14 protein-coding genes are annotated in these 14554 nt (G+C 67.6%); 13 read left to right on the top strand and 1 reads right to left on the bottom strand.

Translation table 11 applies throughout. The annotated features are described in order from the left end of the window. Window positions 1–123: 123 nt before the first annotated feature. The gene (locus tag AC5P5S_RS01285; protein WP_060380430.1) at window positions 124–774 is read right to left on the bottom strand and encodes a transposase; all 651 of its coding nucleotides are present in this window, start codon (window positions 772–774) and stop codon (window positions 124–126) included. A 207-nt stretch (window positions 775–981) separates the two neighbouring features. Between AC5P5S_RS01285 and AC5P5S_RS01280 the strand changes: the two genes are divergently transcribed. The 13 genes from AC5P5S_RS01280 to AC5P5S_RS01220 all read left to right on the top strand — a co-directional run bounded on the left by AC5P5S_RS01280 (window position 982) and on the right by AC5P5S_RS01220 (window position 14459). Next, window positions 982–1521 carry a GNAT family N-acetyltransferase gene (locus AC5P5S_RS01280; RefSeq protein ID WP_005408429.1) on the top strand — a complete coding sequence of 180 codons (540 nt, stop codon included), beginning with the start codon at window positions 982–984 and terminating at the stop codon, window positions 1519–1521. After that, entirely contained in the window at window positions 1518–1850 is a 333-nt protein-coding gene (locus AC5P5S_RS01275; RefSeq protein ID WP_012479365.1) for a non-heme iron oxygenase ferredoxin subunit, read from the top strand. The genes AC5P5S_RS01280 and AC5P5S_RS01275 overlap by 4 nt, the downstream gene beginning before the upstream one ends. A gap of 201 nt (window positions 1851–2051) precedes the next feature. Beyond that, window positions 2052–2456: a hypothetical protein gene (locus AC5P5S_RS01270; RefSeq protein ID WP_062606646.1), complete on the top strand. Its 405-nt coding sequence runs from the start codon at window positions 2052–2054 to the stop codon at window positions 2454–2456. A 152-nt stretch (window positions 2457–2608) separates the two neighbouring features. Next, the gene (locus AC5P5S_RS01265; protein WP_062606644.1) at window positions 2609–4915 is read left to right on the top strand and encodes a TonB-dependent receptor; all 2307 of its coding nucleotides are present in this window, start codon (window positions 2609–2611) and stop codon (window positions 4913–4915) included. Window positions 4916–4983: 68 nt separating this feature from the next. Next, entirely contained in the window at window positions 4984–5703 is a 720-nt protein-coding gene (locus AC5P5S_RS01260) for a tetratricopeptide repeat protein (RefSeq protein WP_495276283.1), read from the top strand. A 10-nt stretch (window positions 5704–5713) separates the two neighbouring features. Beyond that, on the top strand, window positions 5714–6391 hold the full coding sequence (locus AC5P5S_RS01255; protein ID WP_012510312.1) for a Fe2+-dependent dioxygenase: 678 nt from the start codon (window positions 5714–5716) through the stop codon (window positions 6389–6391). Window positions 6392–6555: 164 nt separating this feature from the next. Further along, window positions 6556–6957, top strand: coding sequence for a hypothetical protein (locus AC5P5S_RS01250; RefSeq protein ID WP_044569619.1), 402 nt, complete (start codon window positions 6556–6558; stop codon window positions 6955–6957). A gap of 146 nt (window positions 6958–7103) precedes the next feature. Continuing rightward, entirely contained in the window at window positions 7104–9524 is a 2421-nt protein-coding gene (locus AC5P5S_RS01245; protein WP_115875583.1) for a TonB-dependent receptor domain-containing protein, read from the top strand. A gap of 199 nt (window positions 9525–9723) precedes the next feature. Further along, window positions 9724–10362: a PepSY-associated TM helix domain-containing protein gene (locus AC5P5S_RS01240; RefSeq protein ID WP_005408421.1), complete on the top strand. Its 639-nt coding sequence runs from the start codon at window positions 9724–9726 to the stop codon at window positions 10360–10362. Between the two features lie 26 nt (window positions 10363–10388). Continuing rightward, complete coding sequence (locus tag AC5P5S_RS01235) at window positions 10389–10907, top strand: DUF2271 domain-containing protein (protein ID WP_005408420.1); 519 nt, start codon at window positions 10389–10391, stop codon at window positions 10905–10907. 122 nt (window positions 10908–11029) lie between these two features. Beyond that, window positions 11030–11833: a DUF4198 domain-containing protein gene (locus AC5P5S_RS01230; protein WP_005408419.1), complete on the top strand. Its 804-nt coding sequence runs from the start codon at window positions 11030–11032 to the stop codon at window positions 11831–11833. Between the two features lie 53 nt (window positions 11834–11886). After that, window positions 11887–12858 carry an FAD:protein FMN transferase gene (locus tag AC5P5S_RS01225; protein WP_005408418.1) on the top strand — a complete coding sequence of 324 codons (972 nt, stop codon included), beginning with the start codon at window positions 11887–11889 and terminating at the stop codon, window positions 12856–12858. Continuing rightward, window positions 12855–14459 carry a sulfite reductase subunit alpha gene (locus AC5P5S_RS01220; protein WP_062606640.1) on the top strand — a complete coding sequence of 535 codons (1605 nt, stop codon included), beginning with the start codon at window positions 12855–12857 and terminating at the stop codon, window positions 14457–14459. The genes AC5P5S_RS01225 and AC5P5S_RS01220 overlap by 4 nt, the downstream gene beginning before the upstream one ends. Window positions 14460–14554 lie beyond the last annotated feature (95 nt).

Raw genomic sequence — 14554 nt, 5'->3', positions numbered from 1 at the left:
ATCCCTTTCGCGATGCGAAAGGGCTCTGACCCCATCAGCATTCCCGACAGCCGCCGTTGCGACTGCAATGCCCGCCGGATCGCGACCAGATGAACCCGGCATACCGCCCGTAGCACACCGGGGTCAGATCCCTTTCGCGATGCGAAAGGGCTCTGACCCCACCAGCATTCCCGACAGCCGCCGTTGCGACTGCAATGCCCGCCGGATCGCCAGCAGATCCCCCGCCGGAATGCCCGCCTCGATGAACTCCACATAGCGCCTGCGCCGTTCATCCGCATCAGAACCCATCAGCTCGAATGCCGAATGCGGCTCGAGCAGCGCATTGGGCCTGCCACGCGCATTGGCGCGATAGCTGGACCAACGATAGTCGCCGGGATGCGCCACCTTCCCCGCCCGAACCGGGTTGAGCTCTATGTAGCGCTGGCAGGCCAGCAGATAGCGATCCGAATCCACCACCGTGGAGTGGAAGCGCCCCTCCCATAACGTGCCGGTGCGGCCCTGCCGATCATTCACCCGACGTACGTAGGCCCGGCTCACGGCCTGCATCATCCGGGACAACCCGCCGGATGCATCAGGCGTTGCCAGAAGATGGACGTGGTTGCCCATCAACACATAGGCGTGAACCCGGCAATGCTGCTGGTGCGCGTGATGACACAGCAGGCGAAGGTAGGCGGCGCGGTCGCCATCGGTGAAGAACACGGGCTGGCGATTGTTGCCGCGCTGGACGACATGTTGCGGGTATCCGGGCGCATCGACCCGTCGTGGCCTCGGCATGGGCAGCTCCTGGTAACAGAGGGTCAGAGCCCTTCGCTGCGCAAAGGGATCTGACCCCGAGCATCTGCCGATTCCGCGCCCGTGCCAGTCGGTCCATGGCCTGCCGTTGGGTCAGTAGACGCCGGGGGCAGAGCTCTTCCGCGTTGCGAAAGGGATCTGCCCCCTCCCCCCATTTGCGCCCGCCCACGCCCCACCTAGAATGGGGCCATGAGCACCCTGACCTTCCGCGCCGCCACGCCGGCCGACATCCCCGCCCTGATCGCCCTCGTCACCTCGGCCTACCGCGGCGACGCCAGCCGCGTCGGCTGGACCACCGAAGCCGACCTGCTGGACGGTGCCCGCATCGACGCCGAAGGCATCCAGGCCGACCTCGACCGCCCGCGCTCGACCATCCTGCTGGCCGAGCGCGGGGACCAGCTGGTGGCCTGCGCCCACGTCGCCGATGTCGACGGCAAGGGCTACTTCGGCATGTTCTCGGTCGATCCGGCCCAGCAGGGCGGCGGCGTCGGCAAGCAGCTGATGGACGCCGCCGAAGCACACGCCGCGCGCGAATGGAACGTACCGGTGATGCAGATGACCGTCATTGACGTGCGCGACGAGCTGATCGCCTTCTACGAGCGCCGCGGCTACAGCCGTACCGGCATCAAGAAGCCGTTCCCGTATGGCGACGAACGCTTCGGCATCCCCAAGCGCGACGACCTGCGCTTCGAGATCCTGGAAAAGCCGCTGAACGGAGCCGCCGCGTGAGCGAGGCCTGGACCTTTGTCTGTGCCGGCAACGAGCTGCTGCCGGGTGAAATGAAGAGCGTGTTCGACGAAGTGACCGGCACGCCGATCGTGGTATTCAACCTCGACGGCGAGCTGTACGCACTGGAAGACCAGTGCACGCATGAAGAGTTCGAACTGTCCTCGGGCGAGTTCAACACGACCGAAGGCAGCGTGGAGTGCGTGCTGCACGGCGCGCGCTTCGACGTGCGCGATGGCCGCGCCCTGTGTGCCCCGGCCTATACCCCGGTGCCCAAGTTCCCGGTGAAGCGCGAGCACGACGCGGTCTGGACCCGCGACGACCGGGATTGAGGCGGCGCTCGGCCCGGAGAGCCCCCAGAGAGCGCCTCGCGGGAGAGCATCCACCCATGGGGCGGATCCACTGAAGTGCACTGAGGGGCCCTCCAAGGCCCTTCCAGGCCATCCAGATCGGCAACCCGATTGCGCATATGCGAATCATTATCGTTGATGTTATTCTACGTAACATCTTCGTAACGACATCGCCCCTGCGCCATGGCTTCGCCCGCGCCCACCGCCACGCTGTGCCAGCTCGCCCGCCAAGGGTGGCCACTGCTCGTGGCCGTGCTGCTGACGCTGCTGCTGGGCTGGTCGGCCTTGCACGAAGGGCGTGGCGGCGATCCGGCCGCGCACGGCTGGCAGGCACACGCTGAAGATCTGCTGCAGGCGATGCCGCTGCCGCAACCGCCAGCCGACGAATGCCCGCAGCACGCCGCACCAGCACCGGAGCCTCCGTTCGATGGCGAGGGCACCTCGCCCTGCACCGGTCTGGTCCCTGCACGCGCCGCTCTGGTCGCGCGTATCCCGCTGTGGCGCTCCGATACCCTGCGCTGGCAGTTGCATGATCCCGCGCTGCGGTTGAACCCCGGCCACGCACCGCCCGCACCGCACGCCAGCTGAGGCGCCCTGCGGCCGTTGCCGTGCGCCTGATTGCGTTTCCCGCCAGCCGAGCCTGGCTCGGCTCTACAGCACCCACTTCCCGCCTGTCGCCGCATGCCCATCTGCGCCGGCTCGCGCTCGCCCTTTCCCGATCCAAGCCACTACCCACAGTCATGACCCACATCACGTCCCGCAAGCACGCCCCGCGCGTTTCCCTGCTCGCCACCGCCACCCTGGCCGCGGGCTTTGCTCCGCTGGCTGCGCAGGCTGCCGACGGCGCCGACGCCGGTTCCCGCAACGCCACCGAGCTGGACAAGGTGCAGGTGCGCGGCAGCTGGTTCAACCCGTCCTCGCCGAAGTTCACCGCCGAGCTGCTGGACACCCCGAAGTCGGTGTCGATCGTGTCGGAGAAGCTGATCGCCGAAACCGGTGCGACCAACCTGCAGGATGCGCTGCGCATGGTGCCGGGCATCACCTTCGGTGCCGGCGAAGGCGGCAATCCGACCGGTGACCGCCCCTTCATCCGTGGCTTCGATTCGCAGAGCAACGTGTTCGTCGACGGACTGCGCGACGTCGGCTCGCAGACCCGCGAGATCTTCGACCTGGAGCAGGTGGAAGTGGTCAAGGGCCCGAGCTCGGCCTACGGCGGCCGTGACTCCGGTGGTGGCAGCCTGAACCTGGTGAGCAAGACGCCGAAGCTGAAGAACGAGACCAGCGCCAGCATGGGCATCGGTACCGACAGCTACGCGCGCGGCACCGTGGACGCCAACTACGTGCTGGGCGATGGCATCGCCGCCCGCCTGAACCTGATGAAGCACGAATCGGACATCGCCGGCCGCGACGCCGCCAACGTCAGCCGCTGGGGCATCGCGCCGTCGATCGCGTTCGGCCTGAACGGCCCGGCGCAGCTGATCGCCAGCCACTACCACATGCAGAGCGATGACCTGCCGGACGCGGGTGGCTTCCCCTACAGCAATCCGTTCTCCAGCGGCCCGAACGTGGCCAAGAACGGCGATGGCCGGCCGATGGTGCCGGACCGCAACAACTACTACGGCCTGGTCGACCGTGATTTCCAGCGCACCCGCGCCGACATCAGCACCCTGGATGCCAGCTACGACTTCGGCGGACACAAGCTGCGCAACATCGCGCGCCTGGGCAACACCAGCAACGACTATCTGTGGACCCAGCCGGACGACAGCAAGGGCAACCCCAACCTGTACGGCACCTTGTGGCGTCGCACCAACACCCGTGCGGTCGACGTCAAGAGCTTCGCCGACCAGCTGGGCCTGACCGGTGCGTTCCAGACCGGCGCGCTCAAGCACAGCTACAGCGCGGGCGTGGAGTACAGCGACGAGAAGATGACCCGTGGCAGCTACCTGATGTCGCCGGGCACCGCCAATCCCCTTGAAAACAGCGCCAACAGCACTCGCTGCCAGGTGTCCGGCGCGGCCACCGGCTACAACTGCACCGACTTCAACAATCCGAACCCGAACGATCCGTGGGCGGCCGGTCAGATCATCTATCGCAGCGACAAGGCGCTGGACATCGAGCAGCGCACCAAGACCACCTCGGCCTACGTGTTCGACACCATCGAGCTCAATGAGCAGTGGATGATCAACCTCGGCCTGCGCTACGACGACTTCCGTACCACCCTGACCACTCCGGTGGCCGGCAAGGCACCGACCCGCGTGCGCAACAGCAACGACTTCCTGAACTACCAGGCCGGCGTGGTGTTCAAGCCGGCCGCCAACGGCAGCATCTACCTGTCCTGGGGCACCTCCTCGACCCCGCCGGGCATGGACGGTGGCGACGGTTCGGACGGCCTGAGCGCCGCCGTGGCCGACCTCAAGCCGCAGGACACCAGGAACCTCGAGCTGGGCACCAAGTGGGACCTGTTCGACAAGCGCCTGAACCTGACTGCCGCGATCTTCCACACCGTGATGAACAACGCACGTGTGACCATCGACAACGGCACCAGCCAGAACGCCGGCAAGAAGGAAATCAACGGCTTCGAGCTGGGCTTCACCGGCCAGCTGACCGATGCCTGGAGCCTGTACGGCGGCTACACCTACCTGGACTCGGAACTGAAGGACAACGGTTTCGTCTGTGGCGCACCGGTGGGCCGCACCTGCCCGTCCAACGTCTACGTGCCGTCGCCGAACAACGGCAACGAGTTCCCGAACACCGCCAAGCACAGCGCCAACCTGTGGACCACCTACCGCTTCCCGATCGGCCTGACCATCGGCGCCGGTGCGTTCTACTCGGACAAGCAGTACGGTGACGTCGCCAATACCAAGTGGATTGCCAGCTACACCCGCTTTGACGCGATGGCCAGCTACGCGATCCAGGACAACATCAGCCTGCAGCTCAACGTGCAGAACCTGACCGACAAGACCTACTTCACCAAGGCCTATGCCTCGCACTACGCGAGCATCGCCCCGGGTCGCTCGGCCACCCTGGCACTGAACGTGAAGTTCTGATGTAACTGCGCTCCACCACGGCGGCAGGCTCTCCTGCCGCCGTTTTTGTTTCCGGCGATACTCACCCCATGGCAACCCGTACCCCCATCGACAGCGATGCTCTGGCCGAGCTGCTGCAGCACGATCCGCAGGCTGCCTTCGCACGCGTGCGCGACGCCGCGCAGGCCGGACAGGTCGAGGCACAACTGCTGCTCGCGCAGATGCACATGGAAGGCAAAGGCACCGCACAGGACGCCTCGGCGGCACGGCTCTGGTACGAAACCGCCGCCAACAACGGCGCGCCGATGGCGATGAACATGCTGGGCCGCTGCCACGAACTGGGCCAGGGCACCGCACCCGACCCGGTGCTGGCCGCGGTGTGGTACCGGCGCGCGGCCGACACCGGCTTGGACTGGGGCCTGTACAACCTGGCCAACCTGCTGGCCACCGGCCGCGGCGTGACCCAGGAACGCGCACAGGCGCTGGCCCTGTACACCCGTGCCGCACACCTGGGCCATGCCAAATCGATGAACCTGCTGGCCCGCCACCTCGAAGACGGGCTGGATACCGCACCCGATCCGCAGGCAGCGCTGGCCTGGTACCAGCGCGCGGCCGAAGCCGGTGATTTCCGCGGCCAGGCCAACTACGCCTCGATCCTGCTGCAGGCCGGCCAGGTCGAGCAGGCCGTGCACTGGCTGCGGCGCGCACTGGCCCACGGCAGCCCGGCGTTCATGGTGCACATCGTGCCGCAACTGGCCGCGTCGCCGCATCCACAGGTCCGCGCCCTGGTCGCGCCGCCGTCCCTCTGAGGAGTCCCGCATGCTGCTGCACATCCCCGACATTCTCAGCGCCGACCAGGTGGCCGACTTTCGCCGCCGACTGGATGCCGCCGACTGGACCGATGGCCGCGAAACCGTCGGCCATCTGGGCGCGCAGGCCAAGCACAACCAGCAGCTGCCCGAGGCCTCACCGCTGCGCCGCGAACTGGGCGAGATCATCCTCGTCGCGCTGGCCCGGCACCCGCTGTTCTTCAGCGCCGCGCTGCCGCTGAAATACCTGCCGCCGCGCTTCAACCGCTACAGCGGTGGCGGCACCTATGGCTTCCATGTTGATGGCGCGGTGATGAACCTGGCCAACGGCGAACAGCTGCGTTCGGACATTTCCTGCACACTGTTCCTGTCGGCGCCGGACGAGTACGAGGGCGGCGAACTGATCATCAGCGACACCTACGGCGAGCACGAAGTGAAGCTGCCGGCCGGCGACCTGATCGTGTACCCGTCCAGCAGCCTGCACCAGGTGCGCCCCGTCACCGCCGGCGCGCGCGTGGCCTCGTTCTTCTGGGTGCAGAGCATGGTCCGCGACGATGTGCAGCGCCGCCTGCTATGGGAAATGGACGGCTCGATCGAGCGCCTGCGGCAGACCGGCGGCGACGCCGAGGCGGTGCTGCAGCTGACCGGCGTGTACCACAACCTGCTGCGGCGCTGGAGCGAGGTCTGAGCCCCGTCCGGCTGGCCCGCGACATTTTGGCAATCATTCTCATTTGCAACGGCTAACAGCTCTCATTACAATCACGCCCCGTTGATGCCGGCCGCTGCCGGCAGACCCCTGGGGACCCCTGCTTGCTGCGCCCGCTTCGCCCCCGTCCACTCATCCATCGCAAGATGGGCACCGCCATGCGCGGCCAGCGTCCTGCGCTGGCCAGCCTGCTGGCGTGGGTGGCGATGCTGGCCTTGCTGCTGGGCACCCTGCCGCTGCTGCCACACGGCCAGGCCGGAATGGCCGTGCAGATGCCGCTGGAAGAGCGCGGCGGCGAAGGCGCCTTGCAGGAAGAGGCACCGGCCAAGCTGCGCCGCTGTGCTGCCGCTCCGGTGAAATCAGCCGAGAAGGCACGCCCGCCGTTGCTGCTGGCCAGCCAATGGCTGCGCACCGAGCTTGAACTCATACCCGCCACGCCGGCCATGCCCGGCGTGCGCCCGGACTGGCCGCTGGCCGCTCCGGACACGCCCTGGGCCGATGCGCCCGGGCGCCGCCAGCAACGCGGCCAGGCGCCGCCGCTCGCCTGATTCACGGCCCCGCGTGACCGCCTGCGCGGTCATGCCCGCGCGCCGCTGCCTGCTTCATCCCTGCCGCCCCTGACCGGGCCTCCCCGTGCATGCCGCGCCGTTCGCGCCTGGCATCGCACCACCCTGCATCCTTCGAGGTTACTGCCATGGCCCAGCGCCATCGTGTCCGTTCGTCCCTGTCCCGTACCCTGCTGACCAGCGCCGTGCTGGCGGCCATGACCGCCCCTGCCTTCGCCCACGGTGACGCTTCCGGCGCGCCACAGACGCTGGACAAGGTGGTGGTCACCGCCTCCGGCTTCGAGCAGAAGGTGATCGATGCACCGGCCAGCATCAGCGTGGTCAGCCGCGAAGAACTCAGCAAGCACCCCTACACCAACCTGGTCGATGCGCTGCGCGACGTCGAAGGCATCGATGTCGGCCTGGAGGCCACCGACAAGAACGGCCGCGCCACCATCTCCATGCGCGGCCTGCCGTCCGAGTACACCCTGGTGCTGATCGACGGCCGCCGCCAGAGCAATGTCGGCCAGCTGTACCCGAACAATTTCGGTGGCGGCCAGTTCGCCTACCTGCCGCCGCTGGATGCGATCGAGCGCATCGAAGTCGTGCGCGGCCCGATGTCCACGCTGTATGGCTCGGACGCGATGGGTGGCGTGATCAACATCATCACCCGACGCAACCAGGACCGCTGGCACGGCGCCGTGACCCAGGGCTTCACCGTGCAGCAGGATGACCAGTTCGGTGATGCGCGCACCACCGACCTGTACCTCAGCGGCCCGCTGCTGAAGGACCGCCTCAGCCTGGCGGTCCGCGGCAGCTACTACGACGCCAAGGCCTCCAATCCGGAGTGGGACGCACTGACCCTGCCCGACGGCAGCCTGTGGGAGCGCAGCATCGGCTTCGGCGGCGGTGGCAAGTCGGTGGCCAACACCAACTGGAATACCGGCGTGCGCCTGGACTTCCGGGTCAACGATGACCACGAACTGTGGCTGGACTACGACGTGTCGCGGCAGAAGTACGACAACAGCGAAGGCCAGACCGGCACGCTGGACAGCCTGGCCAGCCTGTGGCGCGTCGGCAATGCGGTCATCCCCAACCCGAACGGCAGCGGCACCGTCACCCGCCGCGTGGTGCAGCCGCGCGTGGGCTACACCGCCTACCAGCGCTATGAGCGTGACCAGGTATCGCTGACCCACCAGGGCCGCTACAGCTTCGGCACCTGGCAGACCTCGCTGACCCACAGCAAGAGCAGCAACCTGGGTCGGTCGCTGCCACTGACCCTGGACGAGCGCGCCAACCTGCAGACGCTGTGGAATGACGTCTGCCGCCGCACCGGCGCCGCCAACAACTGTGCGGCCGGCCGTGGCAATGCCCTGGCCGCGCTCAACCCGAGCGAGATGGCGCGCCTGCAGGCGTTCCTGCCGCGTCCGCTGCGCACCATGGAACTGGAAGGCTACGTGCTCGACACGATGCTCGACCTCGACTTCGGCGCGCACAAGCTGACCGTCGGCGGCCAGTACAACGACACCGACATGATCGACGGCGTGTTCGGCATGGATGGCGCCGGTTATCGCAGCAACACCAGGCAGAAGCACCGCATGTGGGCGCTGTTCGCCGAGGACAACTGGGCGCTGACCGATACCCTCACCGCTACCTTCGGCCTGCGCTACGACGACCACAACGTGTTCGGCAGCCACGTCAGTCCGCGTGGCTACCTGGTGTGGAACGCCAGCGATGCGTGGACCTTCAAGGGTGGCGTCAGCACCGGCTACAAGACCCCGCGACCGGACCAGTTGTTCCCGGGCATCACCGGCTTTGGTGGCCAGGGCGTGCTGCCGCTGGTCGGTTCCCCGAACCTCAAGCCTGAAACCAGCACCAACTACGAGCTGGCCGCCTACTACGAAGGCCAGCGCTGGGGCTTCAACGTCACCGGCTTCTTCAACACGTTCGAAGACAAGATCGCCAGCGGCGGAACGTTCCCGAACTGCGAAGTGGCGCGCGCCGGCAGCGGCTACTGCGTGGACATCGGCCCAGGCTGGGCAGCACTGGGCTACAGCACCTTCACCCAGAGCGTGAACATCGACAAGGCCGAGACCCGCGGCGCGGAACTGGCCGGTCATGTCGACCTGCTCGACACCCTGCAGCTGCGCGGCAACTACACCTGGACCAGGAGCGAGCAGACCAGCGGCCCCGACAAGGGACGCCCGATCTCAGGCACCACGCCGGCAAAGCACATGGCCAACGCCAGCCTCAACTGGCAGATCAACGAAGCGATCAGCCTGTCGCTGATCGGCGAAGGCCGCTACGACCGCTATCGCGACACCCTCATCGACAGTGCCGGCACCCGCCACGTGCGCTATTACGAGGACTACACGATCTTCCACCTGGGGGGCAGCTGGAAGGCTACGCCGTGGCTGACGGTCAATGCACGGGTCAACAACCTGTTCGACAAGGACTTCGTTTCGCAGTCGTGCCTGCTGCTCAATCCCAGCGAGTTCAGTTGCGTGGATGACTACGCGACCAAGGACCAGCGCCGCAGCTACTGGATTTCGTTGAACGCGAAGTTCTGATCGCCGTGCCCTTCCCCGGTGGGTGCCGACCTTGGTCGGCACCGCTTCATCCACGCATGGCCTGGATCTACCGATCGGTAGTGCCGGCCGCTGGCCGGCAACCCGCAATGCCTGCTCCCGGGATACAGAACGACACGCAATTGCGAGCTATTCTCATCAATGATGTAATGGGCAGTCCCCGTCCGCCTCGAACCGTGCCGTGAGCCGTCCTGCCTCTTCCACCGTGCAGCAGCAACAGAACCGTGGCTTCTGGCTGCGGACGCTGCACCAGTGGCACTGGATCAGCTCGGCGGTGTGCCTGATCGGCATGCTGCTGTTCGCGGTGACCGGCCTGACCCTCAACCATGCCGCGAAGATCGAGGCCAAGCCCGAGGTGCAGAACCAGCATCTGGAACTGCCGGCCGCGCTGCTTGGACAGCTCGGCACGCGCGAAGACGGCAACGCACCGATTCCGCGCCCTGCCCGGCAATGGCTGGACACGCAGCTGGGCATCGCCATCGGCGGGCGACCGGCCGAGTGGTCGCCCGAAGAGATCTACCTGTCGCTGCCGCGCCCCGGCGGCGACGCCTGGCTGAGCATCGATCGCGAGACCGGCGCGGTGGAATACGAATCGACCTCGCGCGGCGCGGTGTCCTACCTCAACGACCTGCACAAGGGCCGCAACGCGGGCCCGGCGTGGGGCTGGTTCCTGGACCTGTTCGCCGTGGCCTGCCTGGTGTTCTGCATCACCGGCCTGTTCCTGCTGCACCTGCATGCGCGGCAGCGGCGCATGACCTGGCCGCTGGTCGGCCTCGGCCTGATGATCCCGCTGCTGATCGCCCTGTTGCTGATCCACTGACTTTTCCCCGTTTCCGGAGCCGCCCCATGCGCGTCACCCTGACCATCGCCCTCAGCGGCCTGCTGGCCACCTCGCCGGCCTATGCCACCACCCTCGACATCAACGTCGAAGTGCCCAAGCTCAACGTGGCCGAATACCACCGGCCGTATGTGGCCGTGTGGCTGGAAGGCGCCGACCAGAAGGTCGCGGCCAACCTCTCGGTCTGGTACCAGCAGACCAGCAACAGCGAAGGCCACGGCACCAAGTGGCTGCCCGACCTGCGCCAGTGGTGGCGCAAGAGTGGCCGCACCCTGCAGGTGCCGGTGGACGGCGTGACCGGCCCGACCCGCCCGGCCGGCAAGCACGCGCTGTCGTTCAACGACAGGCAGCCGGCACTGAAGCAGCTGGCCCCGGGCAACTACACCCTGGTGGTGGAAGCGGTGCGCGAAGTCGGCGGCCGCGAGCTGTTGAAGATCCCCTTCACCTGGCCGGCCACCGCCGCGCAGAACGGCAAGGCGCAGGGCGCCACCGAACTGGGCCAGGTCACCCTCGCCGTCAAACCATAACTGCCTGAGCCGGGGTCGGATCCCTTCCGCAGGAAGGGCTCTGACCCCATCGCCGTATCCCCCGGGGTCAGAGCCCTTTCCGATGGAAAGGGATCCGACCCCTTCCAACTGGAGTCTTCCGCATGAAGCGCACGCTCGTCCTCGCCGCCGCCCTGGCCGCTGCCCTTCCCTTCTCCGCCCTGGCCCACAAGGCCTGGCTGCTGCCCTCGCAGACCGTGATCGCCGGCAACGCGCCGTGGATCACCGTCGACGGTGCGGTCTCCAACGATCTGTTCTACTTCAACCACGTGCCGCTGCGCCTGGAATCGCTGGTGATCACCGCACCGGACGGCAGCACCGTGCAGCCGCAGAACGCGTCGACCGGCAAGTACCGCAGCGTGTTCGACATCGAACTGAAGCAGCCGGGCACCTACCGCATCGCGTCGGTCAACGATGGCCTGTTCGCCACCTACGAGCAGAACGGCGAGCGCAAGCGCTGGCGCGGCAGCGTTGCCACCTTCGGCGAACTGCCGAAGGACGCGAAGAAGCTGGAAGTGAGCCAGTCGGTCGGCCGCGTGGAGACCTTCGTCACCAACGGCGCGCCGAACGATACTGCGCTGAAGCCGACCAACCGTGGCATCGAGCTGGTCGCCGTCGGCCACCCGAACGATCTGTTCGCCGGCGAGGAAGCCACCTTCCGCGTGCTGGTCGACGGCAAGCCGGCGGCCGGCCTGGAATTCGAGATCGTGCGTGGTGCCACCCGCTACCGCAACGCACAGGACGAGCTGAAGGTCACCAGCGATGCCAAGGGCGAGATCAAGGTGACCTGGCCGGAAGCCGGCATGTACTGGCTGGAAACCGGCACCGAGGACAACAAGACGTCGGTGAAGCAGGCCGCCAAGCGCCGCCTGAGCTACGTCGCCACGCTGGAAGTGCTGCCGCAGTAATGACGCGGACCGCGATGCCGGGCAGCCCGGCATCGCACCCGCAACGCATCACCATGACCGATTCCCTGCTCGACATCGCCCGCCTCGGCGGCACCACCATGGGCACCACCTGGAGCGTGTCGCTGGTCGCGCCGCGCCAGCGCGACCTGCACCCGCTGCACGCCGGCATCCAGGCGCGGCTGGACGAAGTGGTCGCGCAGATGAGTACCTGGGAGCCCGGTTCGGACCTGAGCCGCTACAACCGCGCCGACGCGGGCCAATGGTGCGTGCTGCCGGCCGAGACCCGCCACGTTCTGGCCTGCGCACAGGCGATCGCGTCCACCAGTGGCGGCGCCTTCGATCCCACCGTCGGTCCGCTGGTTGCCCTGTGGGGCTTCGGTGCACATGCCGGTGAACGCCGCCAGCCCGACGACGCTACCCTGCAGGCCACGCGCGATCGCTGCGGTTGGCAGCGCCTGCAGTGGCAGGACGATGCGCTGCTGCAACCGGGTGGGCTGGAACTGGATCTCTCCGCGATCGCCAAGGGCTTTGGCGTCGACCATGTCGCTGCGTGGCTGCGCACACAGGGCATCACTGCCGCGCTGGTCGAAGTCGGCGGCGAACTGGCCGGCTACGGCCGCAAACCGGACGGCCAGCCGTGGCGCGTGCTGGTGGAGTCCGCGCCGGAAGAAGATGCGCACACCAATACCCCGCTGCGGGTGCTGGCGCTGGAGGGCAAGGCGGTGGCCACCTCCGGCGATCGCTGGCACCAGTACCAGGTCGATGGCGAGGCCTACAGTCACAGCCTGGACCCGCGTTCGGGCAGACCGGTGCGCCAGGTTGCCGCGGCAGTCACCGTGGTGGCCGACGACGCCATGCACGCCGATGCCTGGGCCACCGCACTGACCGTGCTGGGCCGCGAACAGGGCATGGCGCTGGCCGAACGCGAAGGGCTGGCTGCGCGCTACCTGCAACGCGCAGCGGACGGCCCGCAGGAATTCCTCAGCAGCGCCTTCCAGCGCCTGCTCGACGAGCAGAGCCCATGAGTACCCGGCCGCCGCGCGCGTGGCTCGGCAACGCGCTGGTCCTGCTTCTGCTGGCGCTGATCGGCTGGGCGCTGCTGCGCCTGCACCTCGGTGAAGCCTGGTGGCATGGCGCGCCACCGGCGCGGCAGTCTCAGATCGCGGTACTCGCCACGGCGCTGTATGCGCTGGCCTGCGTTGCGCTGTGGTGGCGTGGGCGCCCGCGCGACGATGCCGCAAGCGGAGACTCCGCGCCCATCCTGCTGGCCTGGTCCAGCCAGACCGGCTTCGCCCGCGAACTGGCCGAACGCAGCGCCGAGGCCCTGCGCGGTGCCGGCGTGCCAGCGCGCGTGCGCGGACTGCATGAAGTCGACGCCGTGTTGCTGGCCGGCAGCCAGCGCGCGCTGTTCATCGCCAGCACCACCGGCGAAGGTGATCCGCCCGACCACGCCCTGCCGTTCCTGCGCGGGGTGATGGCCACGCCGCCCTCGCTGCAGCATCTGCACTACGGCGTGCTCGCACTGGGCGACCGCAGCTATGGCCACTTCTGCGGATTCGGTCACCAGCTCGACCAATGGCTGCGCCAGCACGGCGCGCATCCACTGTTCGATGCAATCGAAGTCGACAACGCCGATCCGGCGGCGCTGCGCCATTGGCAGCAGTTGCTGGGACAACTCGGCGGTAACGCCAGCGAACTGCCCGACTGGAGTCCGGCCGAGTACCAGCCGTGGACGCTGCTGCAGCGCGAGCATCTGAACCCGGGCAGCCCCGGCGGCCCCGTGTATTGGTTGCGCCTGCAGCCCCCAGCCGATGCAGATGCGCAATGGCAGGCCGGTGACATCGCCGAGATCGGCCCACAGCACGCATCGCACACCGTGCGTGCCTGGCTGGACACACAACGCTTTGACGCGGACATCGTGCTGGATGACGGACAGACGTTGCTGGCACGCGTCGCGCGCTCGCACCTGCCCTCATTGGTTCCCCCGGGTGATCTGCCTGCATTGCTGGCGACCCTGCAGCCGCTGCCGCATCGCGAGTACTCGATCGCCTCGGTGATGGCCGACGGTGCGGTGGAGCTGCTGCTGCGCCGCCAACTGCGCGCCGATGGAACACCGGGCATCGGCAGTGGCTGGCTGTGCGACCACGCGGCCATCGACGAACCGGTGCAGCTGCGTCTGCGCCGCAACGACAATTTCCATGGCGTGCCCGCCGATGTGCCGCTGCTGCTGATCGGCAACGGCACCGGCATCGCCGGCCTGCGCGCGCATCTGCACGAACGTGCCCGGAGTGGCGCGCGCCGCACCTGGCTGCTGTTCGGTGAGCGCACCGCCGCGCACGACTTCCATTTCGGTGAAGAACTGCAGGCGATGCTGGCCAGCGGAACGCTGGCGCGGCTGGATGCTGTGTTCAGCCGAGATGGCGGCGCGCATCGCTATGTGCAGGACCGGCTGCTGGCCGAAGCGGCAACGCTGCGGCAGTGGGTGGATGAAGGCACGACGATCCTGGTCTGCGGCAGCCTGCAGGGCATGGCCCCGGCGGTGGATGCGGTGATCGAGCAGGTGTTGGGTACTGCGGGCAAGGAAGCGCTGTTGCTGGCCGGTCGTTACCGGCGCGATGTGTATTGAACGAACCATCGGGGTCGGATCCCTTTCCGCAGGAAAGGGCTCTGACCCCAACCACAGCCGCACCATGACGGCGTGCCCAGGCATGGTGACAACCT

It is taken from the genome of Stenotrophomonas sp. YJH_SMC_54, assembly GCF_059368435.1.
This window is presented reverse-complemented; position numbering and strand designations above follow the sequence as displayed.